The following is a 19,341-nucleotide window of genomic DNA, read 5'->3' as shown; positions in this document are numbered from 1 at the left end:
CCCAAACCTCGCTTCTGGAACACCACAGCGCTCCCCACCGAAAACCCGAACAGGACGCCACACCAGCCAGGGTGGCGTCCGATGCTCGGGGCTCACTTCACGTATTTTTGAGATCCCCTGGGCTATCTACCCAGTCGACCGAACTTGTTACATGGGCGTACGAACGTCCAATGGACTTCCGGCCGCTATCGGCACAATGCTGCTGAACACCCGGACCAATCTACCGGCAGCTTGCAACCCCTAACGAAGAAGCACCATAGCTGCGAACTATCACCGCATTTCGCGGTCTCAGCCAGTGATATGCGTCCTGTCCCGGGCCGGGTCATAGAGGTGCGACTGGGCACAATCCACCGATTTCGCCAGTGCCCGACCGACCAGGATGACCGCGGCCTGACGCAGCTCGGCGGCCTCGACGCGGTCCGCGATATCGGTCAGGGTGCCGCGCAGGACCAGCTGATCGGGTTGGCTGGCCCGGTAGACGACCGCGACCGGACAGTCGTTCCCATAGTCGGGAATCAGCTCCTCGGCCAGGGCCCGGATGCGGGTGATAGCGAGATGCAATACCAGCGTCGCACGGGTACGGGCGAAGTTGGACAGCGCCTCGGAATCGGGCATCGCGGTGGAACGCGCTTGCGTGCGGGTGAGCACGACGGACTGGGTCAGCTCGGGGACCGTCAGTTCGGCGCCGAGCAGCGCCGCCGCGGCCGCGTAGGCGGGAACGCCCGGGGTCACATCCCAGGGCACACCGGCGGCGTCCAATCTGCCGGTCTGCTCGGACAGCGCCGAATATATGGACGGATCACCCGAACACAGCCGGGCGACGTCCTTGCCCGCGTTCGTGGCGCGTACGCAGTGGCCGATGATCTGATCCAGATCCAGGCCCTGGGTATCGATGAGCTCGGCATCGGGCGCGCAGTGCGCGAGCACCTCGGGGTCGAGGTAGGTCCCGGCGTAGAGGCAGACGGGCGACTCGCGCAGCAGACCCACCGCGCGCACCGTCAGCAGGTCCGCGGCTCCGGGTCCGGCCCCGATGAAGTGCACAGTCATGCGGCCGAGTCTGGCACTGCCCCGGCCCGCCACCATCTCGCACCCCCACGCCCGGGCGCACGGACCGGTCTCAGTCGGTGACGTTGAAGGCGGCGGTCACCTTGGTGGGCACCAGGCGCACCACCAGCTCACCCGCGACGCCATTGCGTTTGCCGAACTCCTCGGCCCGGTCCGCTCCCATATAGCGAGCGCCGATGAGCGTGGCGGTGCGCACCAGTTCGCCCAGGTCCTCGGAGACCTCCGCCTTACCCTGCACCTGGACGTAGCCGTACGGAGCGACCTCGAGATCGACGACCATGGTCAGGCGGCCGTCGCGGGCGATGGACCTGCCCTTGGCCGAGGTCGCGCCGGTATTGAAGACGATGGCGTCACCGTCCAGGACGAACCAGACCGGGGTGACGAGCGGACGTCCATCGGCCGCGATGAAAGCGACCTTGCCGGTGCGGGTGTCCGCGGAGAGGAATTCGCGCACTTCGGGATCGGAGAGGGAGGCCATGAACCCACCGTAGGGTCAGATGGCCCCGCGTTCGCGAGCACGCGCCACGGCGGAGGTCCGCGATTTCACCCCGAGCTTGGCGTAGATGTGCACGAGGTGCGATTTCACGGTGGTCTCGCTCAGGAACAGGCGGCGGCCGATCTCGCGATTGGAGTGGCCGTCCGCGACCAGGCGCAGCACCTCGATCTCGCGCGGGCTCAGCGTGGTGTCGGGTTTGCGGACCCGGGTCATCAGGCGTGAGGCCACCGACGGGGACAGCACGCTCTCGCCGTCGGCCGCAGAGCGGACCGCGGCCAGCAGTTCCGAGGGCGGGGTGTCCTTGAGGATGTAGCCGACCGCACCCGCCTCGATCGCGCCGAGGATATCGGCGTCGGTGTCATAGTTGGTGACCACCAGCACATTCGGCGGATCGGGCAGTTCGCGTACGGCGGCGGTGGCGTCCGCGCCGGACTTGCCCGGGCCGAAGCGCAGATCCATCAGCACCAGATCGACCCGGGTGGTGGAACAGAACGCGACGGCCTCCTCGGCGGTGGCGACCTCGCCGACCACATCGATATCCGCGCCGGAATCGCTCTCCGCCACACCGGAATCCAGTAGGGCGCGCAGACCCGCGCGGACGATGGCGTGATCGTCGGCGAGCAGGATGCGAATCATCTGTCCTCCAGCGGAAGTCACTGCTCCTCCAGCGGGAACGAGACGGTGACGGCGGTGTGCCCGGGTTCGGACTCCACCTCCATGGTGCCGCCCTGCTGCTCCACTCGATTGCGCATGGCGGTGAGACCGAAACTGCCGGAGGGTGATTGGGCCAGCACCTCGGGGGCGATGCCGATGCCGTCGTCGACCACATCCAGGTGTACCGCGTCCCCCGCATAGGTCAGGGTGACGCGCATGCGCTGGGCCTGCGCGTGCCGCACCACATTCGAGACCGCGCCCTGGGCGATGCGCACCAGCGCGGCCTCGATGGGCATGGGCAGTGCGTGCGGATCACCCTCGACCAGCATTTCGGCATGCAGTCCGGGAGCGGTGGCGCGCTGGGTGATTCGGGTGAGCGCGTCCGCGAGGGATTGGCCATCCAGGGCGGCGGGGGTGAGTTCGGCTATGAGATGGCGGGTTTCGACCAGGCTGTCGGCGGCGGTTTCGCGGGCGAGCCGAATCTTGGCCAGCGCCGGGTGATCCGGGGCCGCGCGCTCCACCGCGTGCAGCAGCAATTGGATGCTGCTCAGGCCCTGCGCGACGGTGTCGTGGATCTCCTGGGCCAGGCGTTCACGCTCGGCCATCTTGCCCGCGGTGCGCTCCTGTTCCGCGAGAGTGTTTCTGGTGGTGAGCAATTCGTCGATCAGGCGCTGGCGTTCGGCGGCCTCGCGGAACAGCGCCTCGTAGCCGAGGCCGATGCCGACCGCCACCAGCGCGCCCAGCAGCGGGCCGATGATGCCGCCGAAGGTCCAGCCGCGATGCAGGGCGAACCCGACCACGGACACCACGGTGGTGACGCTGACCGCCACCAGGCCCCAGTTACGCGGCAGCAGATGCAAATACAGGAAGAACAGGCCGAAGACGAGATAGACGGCCTCGGGCACGAAGGCCACCAGCACCAGCCACAGCAGCGTCAGCACCACCAGCCACACCCGGGCGGCCACCAGTCTGCGGCGGAACAGGCCGCCGGCGAAGTACACCCCGAGGAACGCCCCGGACAGCACCACCACCAGATAGGGATGCGCGTCCGCGATGATGGCCCGCGCCGCGACCACCGCCGTCAGCGCCACCACCAGCGCGTGCAGACCCAGCTGCACGGCGGACAGGACGGGGGTGAGGGGCGATCGGTGCACGCCGACCAGCTTATGCCGGGCAATCGGGGCGGCATCCATCGAAAGTAGGAAACGCCGGACCACCCTTGGCTGGGGGCGGATTCGTCCCGCGGCGCGATGGATTCGCCGGGCATCCGCACCAGAGTGGAGTCATGTTCGTAGCACTCCGGGATCTGCGGGCCGCCCGCGGCCGCTTCCTGCTCATTGCCCTCGTGGTGACCATGGTCGCGCTGCTCGTCAGCTTCTTGAGCGGGCTGACCGCCGGGTTGGGGCACCAGAATATCTCGGCCATCCAGTCCTTGCGGACCAGCACGGTGGTGTTCGCCGACACCGGGTCGGCGGCGTCCTTCGACTCCTCGACGCTCAGCGATGAGCAGGTGCGGGCCTGGCAGGCCGCCGCCGGGCCGGACGGCACCGTCGACCCGGTCGGGATCAGCCGGACCCGGGCCACCCGCGATGGGGCCTCGCCCGCTCAGGTCGCGCTGTTCGGGGTGCAGGGGACGCCATTCGGCAATCGGGTGGCAACCGATGCCGGGCAGGTGGTGCTGTCCAAGGCCGCGGCCAAGGATCTCGATGCCGGGCCGGGTGACACCGTCGCGCTGGGCGCGGGGAACTTCACGGTGCGGAGCGTGACCGAGGACGACTGGTACGCGCACACCCCGGTGGTGTGGATGACGCTCGGCGATTGGCAGACGCTCAATCCGCGCTCGGGTGCGGCGACCATCATGGCGGTCTCCGGGGTGCACGACGAGTCCGCGATCAACACGGCCGCGCACACCACCACGACCTCGTCCAAGGGCTCGCTGTCGGCCATGAGTTCGTATCAGGCCGAGAACGGTTCGCTGACCTTGATGACGGGCATGCTGTTCGCCATTTCGGCGCTGGTGATCGGCGCCTTCTTCACGGTGTGGACCGTGCAGCGCACGCCGGACATCGCGACGCTGAAGGCCCTCGGCGCGACCACCGGTTCGCTGATTCGGGACGCACTGGGGCAGGCCCTGGTGGTACTGATCGCCGGTGTCGGGGTGGGCGTCGGAATCACCGCGCTGGCAAGCCTTTTCATCGGCGATGCGATGCCGTTCGTACTGGGCGTGAGCACCACGCTGTATCCCGCCGCCGCGCTGATCGCGCTCGGTCTGCTCGGCGCGGCCTTCGCGCTGCGCTTCCTCGCCACCACCGACCCGCTCACCGCCCTCAATCAGGCGCGCTGATCAGCTTGTCCCACAGGAGTTTCGCGATGACCAACGCATTGACGGTAACCGATCTCACGCTGACCTTTCCCGATGGCAGTGAGCGCATCACCGCGCTGAACCGGGTGAATCTCGCGGTGCGCGGCGGCGAGATCGCCGCCATCACCGGGCCCTCGGGTTCGGGCAAGTCCACCCTGCTGGCGACGGTGTCCACCCTGGTGCGCCCGGACTCGGGCCGGATCGAACTCGAAACAGACGGTGGCACCGTGGATTTGGCGACATTGAGCCGTCGCGCCGCCACCGATCTGCGGCGGCGTTCGATCGGCATCGTGTTCCAGCAGTCGAATCTGGTTCCGGCGTTGACCGCGCTGGAGCAGCTCGAGGCCATGGCGCATCTGGGTGAGACCTGGTTCGTCTCCCCCGCTCGCCGCCGCGAAGCGCGTTCGCACGCAAGGGAATTGCTCGACGCCGTCGGCCTGTCCGGCCATGAGAACAAGCGGCCCGCGCAACTGTCCGGCGGCCAGCGCCAGCGCGTGAATATCGCCCGCGCGCTGATGAACGATCCGGCGCTGCTGATCATCGACGAACCTACCAGCGCCCTGGATCAGGAACGCGGCGCGGCCATCATCGACCTGATCGTCCGCATCGCCCGCGAGCACTATGCCGCCACCCTGCTGGTCACCCACGACCGCGCCCACCTACACCAGATGGACACCGTGCACCGCATGGTCGACGGCGTCCTCACCCCCGAGTCCGCGAAAATCCCCGCCTGAGAACATGCATGCCATGGAACTCGTGACCTCCCTGCCCGCCGTCACTTCGCTATCGGAGGTGGCGGCGGGTATCCGGCGCATCGAGGACCTCGGCTTCGACACCGTGCACATCTCCGAAACCCTGCGCGATCCATTCAGCGTGTGCACCCTGGCCGCCGAACACAGCACCGCCCTGACCATCCGCACCAGCATGGTCGTGGCCTTCCCCCGCAGCCCCATGCTCACCGCCCACGCCGCCTGGGACCTGGCCCGCTTCTCCGGCGGCCGCTTCCAGCTCGGCATAGCCTCCCAGGTGCGAGGCAATATAGTCGGGCGCTACTCCACCACCTGGACCGATCCGGTAGCCCAGCTAGCCGACTACGCCGCAGCCCTCCGCGCCATCTTCGACTCCTTCCACACCGGCTCCCGCCTCGACCACCACGGCTCCCACTACGAATTCACCCGCCTACAGCCATATTTCAACCCCGGCCCCCTCGACGTAACCCCACCCACCCTCTGGATGGGCGGCGTAGGTCCCCGCATGTGCGAACTGGCAGGCGCGACCGCGGATGGCTTCGTAGCCCACCCCACCGGCTCCCATCCCCTCTCCATGACCGACCAGGTCCTGCCCGCCCTCCGCGCGGGCGCACAACGCGCCGCCCGCCCCGACAACGGTCCCCGAATCATCGTGGTCCCCAAGGTAATAACCGGCCCCGACGTCGAATCACTCGCCGAATCCCGCGAAAAACTCCGCTCCGAACTGGCCTTCCTCTATTCCACCCCCGCCTACCGCGGCACCCTCGACCGCCTCGGCCATAGCGAAACGGCCGACGCACTGGCAAGCAGCGCGCAAGCGGGCAACTGGTCCGGCCTGCCCAACCTGCTGTCCGACGATCTACTGGAAGCCCTTGTCCCCCAAGGCACTTACAGCGACCTGCCCGCAATCCTGGCGAAGTGGTACACCGGCCTGTGCGACGGAATCGCCCTCGATGTGCCCCCGGACCCGAGCCACGACAGGCAATTCCAGGACATGCTCAGCGAAGTGCGCGCGATCAGCTAGGAAAGGCGCGACGTCGAATTGGGGGTGGGGCTCACTCCGGGGAGTTGGGGGTGGGGATGAGGGTGAAATGGGGTGTTGGGGTGGAGGTTACGGGGTGGTCATTTTGAGGGAATAGCGTTCTTGGAATTCGCGGTTCTCGGATGAGGAGGGGTTGCGATGAGGGAAGCGCTTCCCAGTAAGAGGCAGGTTTTGCTGGCTTGCCGGGGGTCCAGTTTTCCGGGGCATCCGGTACTTAGTGCGGCTCATGAATTGACGGAGTTACACGGGCGGAAGATGGCTGCCGGGCCGGATGTTCGCGGTGAACTCGATAGTCTGCGCGATGAATTGGTGAATACCATCGATTGCTGGGTTACGTCGCGGTTGCCACCTTCGCACGGTGCCGCCCGCGTGCATACCGAGACGATGGGGGCCGTTATCGATCGGCTGGCGGAATTGACCGCGCATGCCTATGCGGCGCTCGCGCACGCATCGGGGCCGGAGTTGACCCGCATTTGGGAACGGCTGGCCGAATTGGCGATCGGGTATGAGGATTTGGCGTCGGAGGTGTGCACGGGGCGACGGCGACTGCCCGGCACACATTGAGTGGCCGGGCAGTGCAGCGCGGAAAATTGTTGGGGTATCGGCTAATTCGGCGGGGTATGTTGCGCATACCAGGTCAATAGCGCCGGATCGTCCACTGCCGTGGGCGCCACCACCCTGGACAGTTCCGCGCCCTGGAACAGTTTCTTGAGCGGGACTTCGAGTTTCTTACCGGTGCGGGTGTGCGGAATACCGGGGGCGGTGATGATTTCGTCGGGGACGTGGCGGGGGGATACCTCGGCGCGAATGGCGGTGTTGATGCGCGCCTTGACCTCGTCGGTGAGTTCCACGCCCGCGGCGGGAACCACGAACAGCGGCATCCAGTAGCGGCCCTCGGGGAGTTCGATGCCAAGCACCAGCGCCTCGGCCACCTCGGGGAGCGCCTCCACGACCTGGTAGATATCGGCACTGCCCATGCGGATACCGTGCCGGTTCAGGGTGGAATCGGAGCGACCGTGCACGGTGATGCTGCCGTGGTCGTTGACGGTGATCCAGTCGCCGTGCCGCCAGACGCCGGGGTACATGTCGAAATAGGCGTCGTGGTACCGGGATCCGTCCTCGTCATCCCAGAAGCGCACCGGCATGGAGGGCATCGGTTTGGTGATGACGAGTTCGCCGACCGCACCGCGCACGGGGTGCCCCTTCTCGTCCCAGGCGTCCAAGGCCACGCCCAGGTAGGGGGCGGAGAGTTCACCGGGCCAGACCGGGACGGTGCGCACGCCGCCGATGAAGGCCGAGACCACATCGGTGCCGCCGCTGATGGAGGCCACCGGAATGTGCTCACCCACGTTGTCGCGCAACCAGAGTGACGAGGACGGCGGCAGCGAGGACCCGGTGATGCCGACCATGCGCAGCGCCGACAGATCGTGATCGCGGCGCGGCACCACGCCCGCCTTGGCGCAGGCCAGCACATAGCCCGGACTGGTGCCCACCACCGTGGCCCCGGTGCGAGCGGCGATGGCCCACAGCGCATCCGGGGTCGGCGTGGACGGACTGCCATCGTAGGTGACGATGGTCGCACCGGTCAGCAGCCCGGCGACCTGGAAATTCCACATCATCCAGCTCGGGCTGGTGTACCAGAAGAAGGTGTCGTCGCGCCCGATATCTGATTGCAGGGCAACGGCTTTCAAGTGTTCCAGCAGCACCCCGCCGTGGCCGTGCACGATGCCCTTGGGCTTGCCGGTGGTACCGGAGGAATACAGCACCCACAGCGGATGCTCGAAATCCACCGGTGCGATATCGATTTGGCCGCCCGGCGCGGCGAGCAGCTCATCCCAGGCCAGCACATCGGGCAGTGTCCCGCCGATGCGCGACACCAGCACGGTGACGGCCAGCGACGGCAGACCGGCGCGCAATGCCGCGATATCGGCGGTCTTGTCGTGCGTCTTGCCGCCGAAGCGATAGCCGTCCGCGGTGACCAGCACCTTGGGCTCCAACTGACCGAGCCGATCCAGCGCGGCCTGCGCGGAATAGTCCTGGCCGCAGGCACTCCAGACGGCCCCGATACTGGCCGTGGCCAGGAACGCGATCACGGCGTGCGGGATATTCGGCAGGTAACCGGCCACCCGATCACCCCGGCCCACCCCCAGTTCCCGCAGGGCGCGGGCGAAAGCCGCCGTACCGCCCAGCAATTCGGCCCAGGACAGCTCGATGACGCTGCCGTCCTCGTCGACGCCGAGAATGGCGGGCCGGTCGGTGCGCGCCTGGCGCACCACCTGCTCGACATAGTTCAACTGCTGTGCCGGAAACCATTTGGTGCCCGGCATTTCGGTGGACACGAGCACCGCGCCGCTGCGCTCCCCCAGCTCGAAATAATCCCAGAGCGCGCCCCAGAAGCCCGCCACATTGTCCACCGACCACTGCCAGAGCGATTGGTAGTCCGGGAACGACTCCCCCGTCCGCGCGGTCACGAACGTCGCGAAATCGGTGACCCGCGCCCCGGCGATATCCGCCGCGGACGGCACCCACTGTGGTTCCACCTGCACTACCTCCTACGACGCGAATCCGGCGCTGTCCGCGACCTGCGCGCGCTGCACGATCCGCTCGGCATGCCGGATGACCGGCATATCCACCATGCGGCCCTCGAAGGTGAATACACCCCGATGGTTCGGCACCTCGGCCAAAAGCCTTTGCGCCCAATCGACTTCCTTGGGCACCGGCGCGTAGGCGCGCCGGATGACCGGGATCTGACTCGGATGAATGGCGACCTTGGCGTCGAATCCGACGGCGACCGCGTCCTGCGACTCCGCCGCCAGTCCATCCAGATCCGGGATATTCAGGAACACCGAATCGAGTGCGAATTTGCCATATGCCTTGGCGGCCAACAGCGATTGCGAGCGCACATGCAGCGCCACATCCCGATAGCCGCCGTCGGCATGCCTGCTGGAATTGCCGCCCAGCGCCGCGACCAGATCCTCCGCGCCCCACATGACGCCGATGGCATTGCGCACCATGACCGCGCGCCCGACCGCCATCGCGCCCAGCGGGGATTCGATGAGCGCGATCACCTCGTAATCGGCCAGCCGCGTAATCTGTTCCGCCGATTCGCATTTGGGGAGCATGAGCCGCCGGTACTCGGTGCGCAGCAGGGCATCGAGATCGAGCATGTGCTCGACGGTGCCCGCCGCGTTCACCCGGATGACGGTGCGTTCGGGATCCTGCGGGGTGGCGATCAGCGCCTCGCGGGCGGCCGCCTTATCCGCTTCGGCCACACCGTCTTCCAGATCGATGATCACCACGTCGGCCGCGGCGGCTGCTTTGGCGTAGCGCTCGGGGCGATCCGCGGGACAGAACAGCCACGCCGGTCCGGGCAGCTCCCAGCTCATCTATTTCTGCTTTCTCACCAGGGTTTTGCGGACGGCCGTCGCCACCACGTCCCCGTGTTGATTACGGCCGGTGTGCGCGAAGGTCACGATGCCCTCCCCCGGACGGCTCTTGGATTCCCGCAGGTCGGTGACCACGGTTTCGGCGTACAGCGTGTCACCGTGGAAAAGCGGTTTGGGAAAGGCGATTTCGGAGAAGCCGAGATTGGCCACGATGGTGCCCTGGGTCAGCTGCGCCACCGACAGGCCCACCAGCGTGGACAGGGTGAACATGGAGTTCACCAGCACCTGCCGGAACGGCTCCTGGGTGGCCGCGAACGCCGCGTCCAGATGCATCGCCTGGGTGTTCATGGTGAGCGTCGTGAACAGCACATTGTCGGCTTCGGTTATGGTGCGGCCGGGCCGGTGCTCGTACACCACACCGGTCTCGAACTCCTCGAACCACAGGCCGCGCTGGACGATCCGGCGCGCCTGCGCCTGCTGTTCGGTCACAGACCCAGCTCCCGCCCGATAAGCATCAACTGCACCTCCGTGGTGCCCTCGCCGATCTCGAGAATCTTGCTGTCGCGATAGTGCCGTGCCACAGCATATTCGTTCATGAAGCCGTAGCCGCCGAAAATCTGGGTGGCGTCGCGGGCATTGTCCATGGCGGCCTCGCTGGCCACCAGCTTCGCGATGGAGGCCTGCTTCTTGAACGGCTTGCCGGACAGCATGAGCGCGGCCGCGTCGTAGTAGGCGGTGCGGGCCATATGCGCGCGCACCTCCATGCGGGCGATCTTGAAGGCAATGGCCTGGTTGCTGCCGATGGGGCGGCCGAACGCCTCGCGCTCCCTGGCGTATTTGACGCTCTCGTCCACGCAGCCCTGTGCCGCGCCGACCGACAGCGCGGCAATGGCGATGCGGCCCTCATCGAGGATGCGCAGGAAGTTGGCGTAGCCGCGACCGCGCTCGCCGAGCAGGTTCTCGGCCGGGACGCGCACATCGGTGAAGCTCAGCGGATGGGTGTCCGAGGCGTTCCAGCCAACCTTGTTGTACGCGGGCTCGGCCACGAATCCGGGGGTGTCGGCGGGCACGATGATCGTGGAGATCTCCTTCTTGCCCTCGGTCGTGCCGGTCACCGCGGTGACGGTCACCAGGCGGGTGATATCGGTGCCCGAATTGGTGATGAACTGCTTGCTGCCGTTGATGATCCAGCTGTCGCCGTCCTGCACGGCGGTGGTGCGGGTGCCACCCGCGTCACTGCCCGCACCGGGTTCGGTGAGGCCGAACGCGCCGAGCGCGCGACCGCTGGCGAGCAGCGGCAGCCATTCCTGCTTCTGCTTGTCATTGCCGAAGCGGTAGATCGGCATGGCGCCCAGCGAGACACCGGCCTCGAGGGTGATGGCCACGCTCTGATCGACCTTGCCGAGCTCCTCCAGGGCCAGGCAGAGCGCGAAGTAGTCGCCGCCCATACCGCCGAACTCCTCCGGGAACGGCAGGCCGAACAGGCCCATATCCGCCATACCCGCGATGACCTCGTATGGGAAGCTGTGCTCCGCATCGTGTTTCGCGGCGACCGGGGCCACCACCTGATTGGCGAAATCGCGGACGGTGAGCGCCAGTTCGCGGTATTCGTCCGGCAGTGTGCCGGTGGACAGGAAGTCGGTCATGACGCGGTGTTCTCCTGGGAATCGGCGGTGATGATGCGGGCCAGCAGCTCTTCCAGCTTGACCTGGGCACCGGGCTCGACGAGCACCTCCACCCGACCGGCCACGGGGGCGGTGAGGGTGTGCTCCATTTTCATGGCTTCGACAATGACGATCGGGGCCCCGGCCTCGACCTCGCTGCCGTGGGCCGCGGGCACGGCGATGACCGAACCCGGCATGGGACTCTTGATTTCGGCATCGCCGACGTGTTCGCCGCCGCCGCGGATATCGGCTTCGGCGACCTCGCGGAGTTGCACGACGCCGGTGGCGTCGGCCACCCACAGTTGGCCGTCGCCGGTGGCGACGCGGTAGCGGGTACGCAGCCCGTCTAGGGTGAGGGTGAGCCACTCGCCATCGGAAGTGGCTGTGAGGGAATACTTTTCACCATCCTCCACCCACGCCCGGGCATTGTCCGGTGTTCCAGACAGATAGACGTGCGCGGTGCGATCGCCACCGGTGAGCCGGAATCCGGTGGGTGCGTGCGCGCCGATGCGCCAGCCGTTCGGTGTCGACCACAGGTCGGCCGCCGCACTCGGCCAGCGGCGCAGCCACAGATCCGTTGCGGCGGCGATGAATTGGGCGTCGGTGATGACCGGCGGGACGTAATCGACCACGCGCAGGTCCAGCAGGGCGGTATCCAGATGCCCCGCGCGCACATCGGTGTCGGCGAGCAGGAAGCGCAGGAAGTCGATATTGTCCCGCACCCCGAGGATCTGGGTATCGCGCAGTGCCGCATCGAGTTTCGTGATCGCGGTGGCGCGGTCCCCCGCGTGCGCGATGACCTTGGACAGCATCGGGTCGTAGTCCGTGCCGACCACGGTCCCCGCGCGCAGGCCCGAATCCACCCGCACGCCCCTGCCTTCCGGCTCGGACAGCGCGAGCACCGTACCGCCGGTGGGCAGGAAGCCCCGGCCCGGATCCTCGGCGTACACGCGCGCCTCGATGGCGTGCCCGGTCAGCTTGATGTCCTCCTGGCTGGCCGCCAGCTTCTGCCCGGCGGCAATGCGCACCTGGCATTCCACCAGGTCGACGCCGGTGACCAGTTCGGTGACCGGATGCTCCACTTGCAGCCGGGTATTCATCTCCATGAAGAAGAACTCGTCCGGCTTATCGGCCGAGACGATGAACTCCACGGTGCCCGCGCCCACATAGTCGACGCTGCGCGCGGTATTGCAGGCCGCCGCGCCGATACGGGCGCGGGTGCGGGCATCGAGCAGCGGTGACGGCGCTTCCTCGATCACCTTCTGGTGGCGGCGCTGCAAACTGCATTCGCGCTCACCCAGATGCAGCACCTGACCGAACTCGTCGGCGAGGATCTGCACCTCGATATGCCTGGGGCGGTTCACGAATCGCTCCAGGAACAGGGTGTCGTCACCGAAGGCCGACCCGGCTTCGCGGCGTGCGCTCAGCAGCGCCTCGGGCAACAGCGCCGGATCGTCCACCCGGCGCATACCCTTGCCGCCGCCCCCGGCGGACGGTTTGACCAGCACCGGATAGCCGATTTCCGTTGCCGCCTCGATCAATTCGGCATCGGTGAGGCCGGGTCGGGCGATACCGGGCACCACGGGGACGCCGTACGCGGAGACCGCGTTCTTGGCGGCGATCTTGTCGCCCATGATCTCGATGGCGCGGGCGGGCGGCCCGAGGAAGACGATATCGGCCGCGTCCAGCGCCGCCGCGAAAGCCGCGTTCTCCGAGAGGAATCCGTAGCCCGGGTGCACGGCCTGCGCGCCCGAGCGCACCGCCGCGTCCACCACCTTGGCGATATCGAGGTACGACTCACGCGCCGGGGCGGGTCCGAGCCGGACGGCGATATCGGCCTCGTGCACGTGCCGGGCGTTCGCGTCGGCATCGCTGTACACCGCGACCGAGCGAATTCCCATGGCGCGCAGGGTGCGAATGACCCGCACCGCGATTTCCCCGCGATTGGCGACCAGCACCGTATCGAAGGCGACGGGGTGAGCTTTGTTCATCAAGGCGATCACATCCTGAAGACGCCGTAGGAGACGTCTTCCAGCGGCGCTTGCGCGCACGCCGAAAGCGCCAGGCCGACAACTGTTCTGGTATCGGCGGGATCGATGACGCCATCGTCCCAGAGCCGGGCGGTGGAGTAGTACGGATTGCCCTGCGCCTCGTACTGATCGCGGATAGGGGCCTTGAACGCCTCCTGATCCTCGTCCGACCACGGCTTGCCGGAGCCGTCCAGCTGATCGCCGCGCACGGTGGCCAGCACTGACGCGGCCTGCTCGCCGCCCATCACCGAGATGCGCGCGTTCGGCCACATCCACAGGAAGCGCGGCGAATACGCGCGACCGCACATGGAGTAGTTGCCCGCGCCGTAGGAGCCGCCGATGACGACGGTCAGCTTGGGCACCCGTGCGCAGGCCACCGCGGTGACCATCTTCGCGCCGTGCTTGGCGATACCGCCCGCCTCGTAATCGCGGCCGACCATGAAACCGGTGATGTTCTGCAGGAACAGCAGCGGGATCTTGCGCTTATCGCAGAGCTCGATGAAATGCGCGCCCTTCATGGCGGATTCGGCGAACAGCACGCCGTTGTTGGCGACGATGCCGACCGGATGGCCGTGGATGTGCGCGAAGCCGGTGACCAGGGTGCGGCCGTATTCGGCCTTGAACTCGGCGAATTCGCCGCCGTCGACCATGCGGGTGATGACATCGCGGACGTCGTAGGGCGTCCGGAGATCTACGGGGACGATGTCGTACAGCTCGTCCTGCGGTGCGATGGCGTCGACGGTGGGCCGAACCTCCCACGGCGTGGCGGTTTTCGGGCCGAGCGTGGCGATGATGTTGCGCACGATGCGCAGTGCGTCCTGATCGCTCTCGGCCAGATGATCGGTGACACCGGAAGTGCGCGAATGCAATTCGCCGCCGCCCAGCTCCTCGGCGGTGACCACCTCGCCGGTGGCGGCCTTCACCAGCGGCGGGCCGCCCAGGAAGATGGTGCCCTGATTGCGCACGATGACGGTCTCATCGCTCATGGCCGGGACGTACGCGCCGCCCGCGGTGCAGGAGCCCATGACCGCGGAGATCTGCGCGATCCCCTTGGCGCTCATATTCGCCTGGTTGTAGAAGATGCGGCCGAAATGCTCGCGATCCGGGAAGACCTCGTCCTGCTTGGGCAGGAACGCGCCACCGGAGTCGACCAGGTAGATGCACGGCAGATTGTTCTGCAACGCCACCTCCTGCGCCCGCAGATGCTTCTTGACCGTCATCGGGTAGTAGGTGCCGCCCTTTACCGTCGCGTCATTGGCGATGATCACGCATTCGCGACCCGAGACCCGGCCGATGCCGCCGATCACGCCCGCGCCCGGACATTCGTCGCCGTACAGCCCGGTGGCCGCCAGCGGAGACAGCTCCAGGAATGGCGAGCCGGGATCGAGCAGCTGATCCACCCGCTGTCGCGGTAGCAGTTTGCCGCGGGCCAGATGCCGCTCGCGGGCCTTGTCCGGTCCGCCCAGCGCGCTCACGGCCAAGCGCTCGCGCAGCTCTTCGACCAGCGCGTGATGCGCGGCCCGGTTCCCGGAGCGCACCTCCCCAGCCACCGTCATGACGTCATCCCTAAGGCTCGGTTAATCACCAATAACTCAAAAATAAGATAATCTTCACTAACTGAGTTGTCCAGAACCGCAGGAGGGAGCCACGGTGAACAGCACGGAAACCGTGCCCCCGGGACCGGCGCAGGCAGACGCGTCGACCCAGGCCGTGGCCGCCGCGGCGGTGCCGCTCACCCGGCGCGAACAGTTGAAGGCGCAGCGGCGCGAGCAATTGCTGGATGCCGGCGCACGACTGATCGCGGACCGCGGCTTCCTCGGTATGCGGCTGGACGATCTCGGCGCGGCGGCGGGCATCAGCGGCCCGGCGGTGTACCGCCACTTCCCCAATAAGGAAGCGCTGCTGGTGGAATTGCTGGTCGGCATCAGCCAGCGCCTGCTGGACGGCGGCCGCGCGGTGGCGACAGCCGCCACCTCCCCCGCCGAAGCACTGGACGCCCTCATCGACTTCCACCTCGACTTCGCCCTCGGCGAGCCCGAACTCATTCGCATCCAGGACCGCGACCTGGAGAACCTGCCCGAAGCCGCCCGACGCCAGGTTCGCCGCACCCAGCGCCAGTACGTCGAGGTCTGGGTCGCGGTCCTGCGCGAACTACACCCCGCCCTCCCCGAGGCCACGGCCCGCATGCAGGCGCACGCCACCTTCGGCCTGATCAACTCCACCCCGCACAGCGCTCCGGCGGTGACCGCGACTCGGGCTCGACCGGTCCTGCGCCGAATGGCACTGGCGGCACTGCTGGGCTAATCCGGTTGTGCCGCTTCGGGTCTGCGGGAAATCTCGGGAATCATGTTCACACGCCGCGGAGTTCGCGCTCGGCGGTGCGCAGCACCATGAGGAAGCCGCCCTTGATGGCGGGGAGGAAGAGGGCGGTGGCTAGGCCCGCGCAGACCGGGGTGGCTATCTCGAAGGTGGAGAACCAGCGGACTCGGGTGCCGCGGGCTACCTCTTCGAAGGCGATGAAGCCTTCCTGATGTCGTAGTGGGGGAACGGATTTCAGGAGTCGGTAGCGCATGATGCGGTGGGGTTCGTACTCGACGATTTCCTCGGTGAGGCGGATCAGCGGGGTGACGATGAGTCGGACTGCGCCGGCGCCGTGGCCGTTGGTGTCGCCGGGGCGGACCAGGGTTACCCGCCGGACCATGGGTACGCGCTGATAGTTGGTCGCATCGGTGAGCCAGTCGAAGACATCCGGGAGTGGAGCCCGGATCGTGCGCTGAACATCGACCGTGCGCATGCCGGCTCCATCCTGATCTCGCCCTAACCTCTGCGCAGCCTACGAGATGGGCCGCCGATCGTAGAACGAAACGCGTGCGAAACGCCGAATCGGATGAGCGCCTTGTGCTTTCGCCTGCAAGGACAGCCCTCCCGAACCCGGCAGGGCGGCAAAAGACCTGGTGACTACCATTACGGGCATGAATGTCGAGGAGCAGCGTGTGATCCGCCGCCGCCCGAAGAACCGGCGCGCCCAGATCGCCGCCACCTCGGCGGCCGCCTTCGGCTCACTCGGCTATCACGGGGTGAGCATGGAGGATATCGCCGCGCGGCTCGGAATCTCCTCGGCCGCACTGTATCGGCACTACCCGAGCAAGTACGCACTGTTCCGCGAGGAGTTGCTGCGACTGGGTCAGCTCACCGTCGACGCGACCACACCGCCGCAGGACAGCGCGGGCCTCGACCCGCAGGCACGCCTGTCCAGCGTGTTGGATCGGATCCTCGCCGAGACCATCGCCAATCGCGCCACCGTCACCCTGTTGCGCTGGGAGCAGCGGTACCTGGACGACACCGATCGGCAGACACTCTCGGATCAGTTCACCGCGGCTCTGAAGGTGCTGCGCGATCTCATCGGCGCGGTACGCCCGGAGCTGGACGAGCAGGATCGCGCCGTGCGGGCGGTGGCCATCTTCAGCGTGGTCAGCAGCATCGGCGACCATCACGCGGCGCTGCCGGTGAAAGCGCTGACCGCGCTGCTGCATTCGGCCTGCGACGCGCTCATCGCCGCCGAACTACCGCCGCCCGGCACCGATGCCAACCCGCCGCGGGCCACCGAGATCCCGCAGTCGTTCAAGCACGAACTGCTGTTGAAGAAGGCCGTCGAGCTCTTCCACCAGCGCGGATATCCCAATGTGAGCGTGGAGGACATCGCTTCCGCGGCCGATCTGTCCGCGGCCTCGGCGGTGTACCGGTACTACCGGAGCAAGGGTGATCTGCTGGCGGCGGCCTTCCGGCGCGCGGCCGATCGGGTGTCCGGGGCGATCGGCCCGGCGGTGTCGTCCTCGGCGACTCCGGCCGAGGCGCTGGGCAAACTCGTCGACCTCTATGTCGCGGGCTCGTTCGCCGAACGCGAGCTCACCTATGTGTATTACGCGGAATTCAGCCACGTCTCACCCGATGAGCGCACGATGCTGCGCAATGTGCAGCGGCTGATCGTGGCCGAATGGGTGCGGCTGCTGGTGGCGGTGCGCCCGGAACTCTCCGAGGGCGAGGCCAGAATCCTGGTGCACGCCGGGTTCGGATTGGTGGTCGATATGGGCCGGGTGTTCGGGGACGATCCGCGAATCTGCCCGCAGGAAAGGGTGATCCGATTGATGGAGGTCACCCTCTTCGGTGCGGCGCGGGCGTAGCCACGCCGCACCGGCGGGGTTCTACGCTGGGGTGAAGACGGACATGGGGGTGAACGGCGCGTAGTCGACCACGTGACCGGCCTCCCACTCCCACAACGAGATCGGATCCACGGCGACTCCGCTCTGCAGGATGAGGCGCCAACCGGCTTCCTCACGCTGCCAGATATCACCGTCGCGGTCCCAGTAGAGACCGACGGTCTGCGGCTCGACCGTAATGCTCCGGCTCATCGTGTTCCTCTCCGTGACCCCTGGCTGCTCAGTGGATTCCGTAACCGTCATCATTGGAAATCCCTTCGTTGCGCCCTATCGAAAAGTATTCGCTCCCACACTTCCGGGCCTGTTACGCGACGACTATGCCTTGCCTTCCGCACAAATATATTTGCCAAACATTCGCGAATGCAGGAAGTGAAGGGGGTGAGTCGAATTCGCGGCGGAATAACGCACAACTTTTCACAGCCGCTATCGACCCGGAATCACTGATCGACGTGCGGAATCGCGTTGAATCCGATCGGCCGCGATGTGCACAGCACGCAATAATGTGTCCGAATTATCCGGTTAGCCACCGCGACTCGCGCTCGAATCGGTCGACACACCGAGCGAACACCTACCGGAGGATGAGCCCGGGAAGCAGCGGGAAACCGCGCCGCTATTAGATACCAATCGGTTGCAAATGGCATGGATCGCGGGCCGAGCGGACCCCGGGAGCGCGAACTCCACAAAAGCGGGCGGCCCAACGCATTCGATGTCACCGGCCCCGCTATCGGATGCGCCGATATCACCGCACTGTATCGATCGACGGGAGCGGGACTACCGAAGCGAGGTAGCTGAGATACTCGGAATGCCTGGACGCCGCGATGTACCGGTCCGGCAGGGAGTGGTGGAACGGTACATCGCGGCGCTTATTCAGGTGGAATGTGGGGTCGCCAGGGCGTTGCGCGCTGGCGGCCTCACGACCTTTCCGGTCGCTACTGCGGCGGAAGGGTGTAGGAGGAGCCGGTGCCGAGCATCTTGGCCAGGGTGGCGAAGAGGTCGTTAACCATGCTGCCAGTGAACATTTGGGCTCCTAGACGACCGGGGTGGTCACCGGCGGGGTGGGCTGGGTGACCGAGGTGGACGAACCCGAGCCGACCAGGTGGGCGAAGGCCATGAGCAGGTCGGTGAAGCCGCTGCCACTGAGCATCTTCTGAATCCTTTCGAAAAGTGTTGGGAGAGCTACTGATCAGTGCGGGGTGTAGCTGGCGGTCGAGCCACCGCTCAGGAACTTGAGCAGGGTGGTCAGGATGCCGCCGATGTCGACGCCGCCGGTGGGATCGGTAGCAGGAGGAGTGGTCATGTGCTTCCTTTCTTCGTTCGCGGACAGACCCCCGAAGACTGTTCGCCTGGATCACCAGTGAATGCGCCGGGACCGCCGCACGGGGCGCGCTCGCGCCCCGAGTCCTTACTGCGGAGTTGTTGGGCCGCAGAGATTTTCGAACCGATTCAGTCGACCTCGGTGGCCATGGCGTCGGCCAGGGACTTGGGGCGCATATCGGTCCAGTGGGTTTCGACGTAGTCGAGGCAGGTACGACGTTGCGCCGGTCCGTGCGCGATGGTCCAGCCACCGGGGATGGCGGCGAAGATCGGCCACAGCGAATGCTGCGCCTCCTCGTTCACCAGTACGTAGAACTGCGCGTCGTCGTCATCGAAGGGATTGCTCATCGCGAAGTGCCTTT

Annotated in this window: 19 protein-coding genes; 6 read left to right on the top strand and 13 right to left on the bottom strand. The window is 66.8% G+C overall.

Annotation, left to right across the window (positions count from 1 at the left end; translation table 11 throughout):
* Positions 1 to 288: 288 nt before the first annotated feature.
* The 4 genes from cobM to ACFVUS_RS31800 all read right to left on the bottom strand — a co-directional run bounded on the left by cobM (position 289) and on the right by ACFVUS_RS31800 (position 3,369).
* On the bottom strand, positions 289 to 1,047 hold the full coding sequence (cobM, locus tag ACFVUS_RS31815; RefSeq protein WP_387774993.1) for a precorrin-4 C(11)-methyltransferase: 759 nt from the start codon (positions 1,045 to 1,047) through the stop codon (positions 289 to 291).
* 70 nt (positions 1,048 to 1,117) lie between these two features.
* The gene (locus ACFVUS_RS31810; RefSeq protein WP_387774990.1) at positions 1,118 to 1,543 is read right to left on the bottom strand and encodes a PPOX class F420-dependent oxidoreductase; all 426 of its coding nucleotides are present in this window, start codon (positions 1,541 to 1,543) and stop codon (positions 1,118 to 1,120) included.
* A gap of 15 nt (positions 1,544 to 1,558) precedes the next feature.
* Positions 1,559 to 2,197: a LuxR C-terminal-related transcriptional regulator gene (locus tag ACFVUS_RS31805; protein WP_387778392.1), complete on the bottom strand. Its 639-nt coding sequence runs from the start codon at positions 2,195 to 2,197 to the stop codon at positions 1,559 to 1,561.
* A 17-nt stretch (positions 2,198 to 2,214) separates the two neighbouring features.
* On the bottom strand, positions 2,215 to 3,369 hold the full coding sequence (locus tag ACFVUS_RS31800; protein WP_387774987.1) for a sensor histidine kinase: 1,155 nt from the start codon (positions 3,367 to 3,369) through the stop codon (positions 2,215 to 2,217).
* A 131-nt stretch (positions 3,370 to 3,500) separates the two neighbouring features.
* Between ACFVUS_RS31800 and ACFVUS_RS31795 the strand changes: the two genes are divergently transcribed.
* From ACFVUS_RS31795 to ACFVUS_RS31780, 4 genes are all read left to right on the top strand, one after another.
* Entirely contained in the window at positions 3,501 to 4,559 is a 1,059-nt protein-coding gene (locus tag ACFVUS_RS31795; RefSeq protein ID WP_387774984.1) for an ABC transporter permease, read from the top strand.
* Positions 4,560 to 4,585: 26 nt separating this feature from the next.
* Positions 4,586 to 5,311, top strand: a complete 726-nt coding sequence (locus ACFVUS_RS31790) for an ABC transporter ATP-binding protein (RefSeq protein WP_387774981.1) — start codon at positions 4,586 to 4,588, stop codon at positions 5,309 to 5,311.
* A 13-nt stretch (positions 5,312 to 5,324) separates the two neighbouring features.
* Positions 5,325 to 6,350 carry a TIGR03617 family F420-dependent LLM class oxidoreductase gene (locus ACFVUS_RS31785; RefSeq protein ID WP_387774978.1) on the top strand — a complete coding sequence of 342 codons (1,026 nt, stop codon included), beginning with the start codon at positions 5,325 to 5,327 and terminating at the stop codon, positions 6,348 to 6,350.
* A 156-nt stretch (positions 6,351 to 6,506) separates the two neighbouring features.
* Positions 6,507 to 6,932, top strand: coding sequence for a DUF4254 domain-containing protein (locus ACFVUS_RS31780; protein ID WP_387774975.1), 426 nt, complete (start codon positions 6,507 to 6,509; stop codon positions 6,930 to 6,932).
* A gap of 41 nt (positions 6,933 to 6,973) precedes the next feature.
* Here the strand turns inward: ACFVUS_RS31780 and ACFVUS_RS31775 are convergent, their stop codons facing one another.
* Genes ACFVUS_RS31775 through ACFVUS_RS31750 form a run of 6 tightly spaced genes read right to left on the bottom strand, consistent with a single transcriptional unit; the run spans position 6,974 to position 15,004 of the window.
* On the bottom strand, positions 6,974 to 8,908 hold the full coding sequence (locus ACFVUS_RS31775) for an acetoacetate--CoA ligase (RefSeq protein ID WP_387774972.1): 1,935 nt from the start codon (positions 8,906 to 8,908) through the stop codon (positions 6,974 to 6,976).
* Between the two features lie 12 nt (positions 8,909 to 8,920).
* A complete protein-coding gene (locus ACFVUS_RS31770; RefSeq protein ID WP_387774969.1) occupies positions 8,921 to 9,754 on the bottom strand; it encodes an HpcH/HpaI aldolase/citrate lyase family protein in 834 nt (277 codons plus the stop codon).
* Positions 9,755 to 10,243 carry a MaoC family dehydratase gene (locus tag ACFVUS_RS31765; protein ID WP_387774966.1) on the bottom strand — a complete coding sequence of 163 codons (489 nt, stop codon included), beginning with the start codon at positions 10,241 to 10,243 and terminating at the stop codon, positions 9,755 to 9,757. It abuts the gene before it with no gap.
* Positions 10,240 to 11,400, bottom strand: coding sequence for an acyl-CoA dehydrogenase family protein (locus tag ACFVUS_RS31760; RefSeq protein ID WP_387774963.1), 1,161 nt, complete (start codon positions 11,398 to 11,400; stop codon positions 10,240 to 10,242). Before ACFVUS_RS31760 ends, ACFVUS_RS31765 begins: the two co-directional genes overlap by 4 nt.
* On the bottom strand, positions 11,397 to 13,409 hold the full coding sequence (locus tag ACFVUS_RS31755; RefSeq protein ID WP_387774960.1) for a biotin carboxylase N-terminal domain-containing protein: 2,013 nt from the start codon (positions 13,407 to 13,409) through the stop codon (positions 11,397 to 11,399). Before ACFVUS_RS31755 ends, ACFVUS_RS31760 begins: the two co-directional genes overlap by 4 nt.
* Positions 13,410 to 13,417: 8 nt before the next feature.
* Positions 13,418 to 15,004, bottom strand: a complete 1,587-nt coding sequence (locus ACFVUS_RS31750) for a carboxyl transferase domain-containing protein (RefSeq protein ID WP_387774957.1) — start codon at positions 15,002 to 15,004, stop codon at positions 13,418 to 13,420.
* Between the two features lie 154 nt (positions 15,005 to 15,158).
* Between ACFVUS_RS31750 and ACFVUS_RS31745 the strand changes: the two genes are divergently transcribed.
* Positions 15,159 to 15,752, top strand: a complete 594-nt coding sequence (locus ACFVUS_RS31745; protein ID WP_387778389.1) for a TetR/AcrR family transcriptional regulator — start codon at positions 15,159 to 15,161, stop codon at positions 15,750 to 15,752.
* 46 nt (positions 15,753 to 15,798) lie between these two features.
* On the opposite strand, the gene ACFVUS_RS31740 is transcribed toward ACFVUS_RS31745, so the two are convergent.
* Positions 15,799 to 16,242 carry an SRPBCC family protein gene (locus ACFVUS_RS31740; protein ID WP_387774954.1) on the bottom strand — a complete coding sequence of 148 codons (444 nt, stop codon included), beginning with the start codon at positions 16,240 to 16,242 and terminating at the stop codon, positions 15,799 to 15,801.
* Between the two features lie 178 nt (positions 16,243 to 16,420).
* On the opposite strand from ACFVUS_RS31740, the gene ACFVUS_RS31735 reads away from it, so the two are divergent.
* Positions 16,421 to 17,629, top strand: a complete 1,209-nt coding sequence (locus ACFVUS_RS31735; protein WP_387774951.1) for a TetR/AcrR family transcriptional regulator — start codon at positions 16,421 to 16,423, stop codon at positions 17,627 to 17,629.
* Between the two features lie 21 nt (positions 17,630 to 17,650).
* Here ACFVUS_RS31735 and ACFVUS_RS31730 read toward each other — a convergent pair whose 3' ends face one another.
* Complete coding sequence (locus ACFVUS_RS31730; protein WP_387774948.1) at positions 17,651 to 17,857, bottom strand: hypothetical protein; 207 nt, start codon at positions 17,855 to 17,857, stop codon at positions 17,651 to 17,653.
* Between the two features lie 1,251 nt (positions 17,858 to 19,108).
* Positions 19,109 to 19,327 carry an MbtH family protein gene (locus ACFVUS_RS31725; RefSeq protein WP_375964537.1) on the bottom strand — a complete coding sequence of 73 codons (219 nt, stop codon included), beginning with the start codon at positions 19,325 to 19,327 and terminating at the stop codon, positions 19,109 to 19,111.
* Positions 19,328 to 19,341 lie beyond the last annotated feature (14 nt).

It is taken from the genome of Nocardia sp. NPDC058058, from assembly GCF_042885355.1.
Classification (GTDB): Bacteria; Actinomycetota; Actinomycetes; order Mycobacteriales; family Mycobacteriaceae; genus Nocardia.
This window is presented reverse-complemented; position numbering and strand designations above follow the sequence as displayed.

Excerpts from the sequence above, each read along its gene's own strand:
- cobM (WP_387774993.1), bottom strand. The coding sequence starts at position 1,047 with ATGACTGTGCACTTCATCGGGGCCGGACCCGGAGCCGCGGACCTGCTG.
- ACFVUS_RS31810 (WP_387774990.1), bottom strand. The coding sequence starts at position 1,543 with ATGGCCTCCCTCTCCGATCCCGAAGTGCGCGAATTCCTCTCCGCGGAC.
- ACFVUS_RS31805 (WP_387778392.1), bottom strand. The coding sequence starts at position 2,197 with ATGATTCGCATCCTGCTCGCCGACGATCACGCCATCGTCCGCGCGGGT.
- ACFVUS_RS31795 (WP_387774984.1), top strand. The coding sequence starts at position 3,501 with ATGTTCGTAGCACTCCGGGATCTGCGGGCCGCCCGCGGCCGCTTCCTG.
- ACFVUS_RS31790 (WP_387774981.1), top strand. The coding sequence starts at position 4,586 with ATGACCAACGCATTGACGGTAACCGATCTCACGCTGACCTTTCCCGAT.
- ACFVUS_RS31785 (WP_387774978.1), top strand. The coding sequence starts at position 5,325 with ATGGAACTCGTGACCTCCCTGCCCGCCGTCACTTCGCTATCGGAGGTG.
- ACFVUS_RS31780 (WP_387774975.1), top strand. The coding sequence starts at position 6,507 with ATGAGGGAAGCGCTTCCCAGTAAGAGGCAGGTTTTGCTGGCTTGCCGG.
- ACFVUS_RS31770 (WP_387774969.1), bottom strand. The coding sequence starts at position 9,754 with ATGAGCTGGGAGCTGCCCGGACCGGCGTGGCTGTTCTGTCCCGCGGAT.
- ACFVUS_RS31760 (WP_387774963.1), bottom strand. The coding sequence starts at position 11,400 with ATGACCGACTTCCTGTCCACCGGCACACTGCCGGACGAATACCGCGAA.
- ACFVUS_RS31755 (WP_387774960.1), bottom strand. The coding sequence starts at position 13,409 with ATGAACAAAGCTCACCCCGTCGCCTTCGATACGGTGCTGGTCGCCAAT.
- ACFVUS_RS31750 (WP_387774957.1), bottom strand. The coding sequence starts at position 15,004 with ATGACGGTGGCTGGGGAGGTGCGCTCCGGGAACCGGGCCGCGCATCAC.
- ACFVUS_RS31740 (WP_387774954.1), bottom strand. The coding sequence starts at position 16,242 with ATGCGCACGGTCGATGTTCAGCGCACGATCCGGGCTCCACTCCCGGAT.
- ACFVUS_RS31735 (WP_387774951.1), top strand. The coding sequence starts at position 16,421 with ATGAATGTCGAGGAGCAGCGTGTGATCCGCCGCCGCCCGAAGAACCGG.
- ACFVUS_RS31730 (WP_387774948.1), bottom strand. The coding sequence starts at position 17,857 with ATGAGCCGGAGCATTACGGTCGAGCCGCAGACCGTCGGTCTCTACTGG.
- ACFVUS_RS31725 (WP_375964537.1), bottom strand. The coding sequence starts at position 19,327 with ATGAGCAATCCCTTCGATGACGACGACGCGCAGTTCTACGTACTGGTG.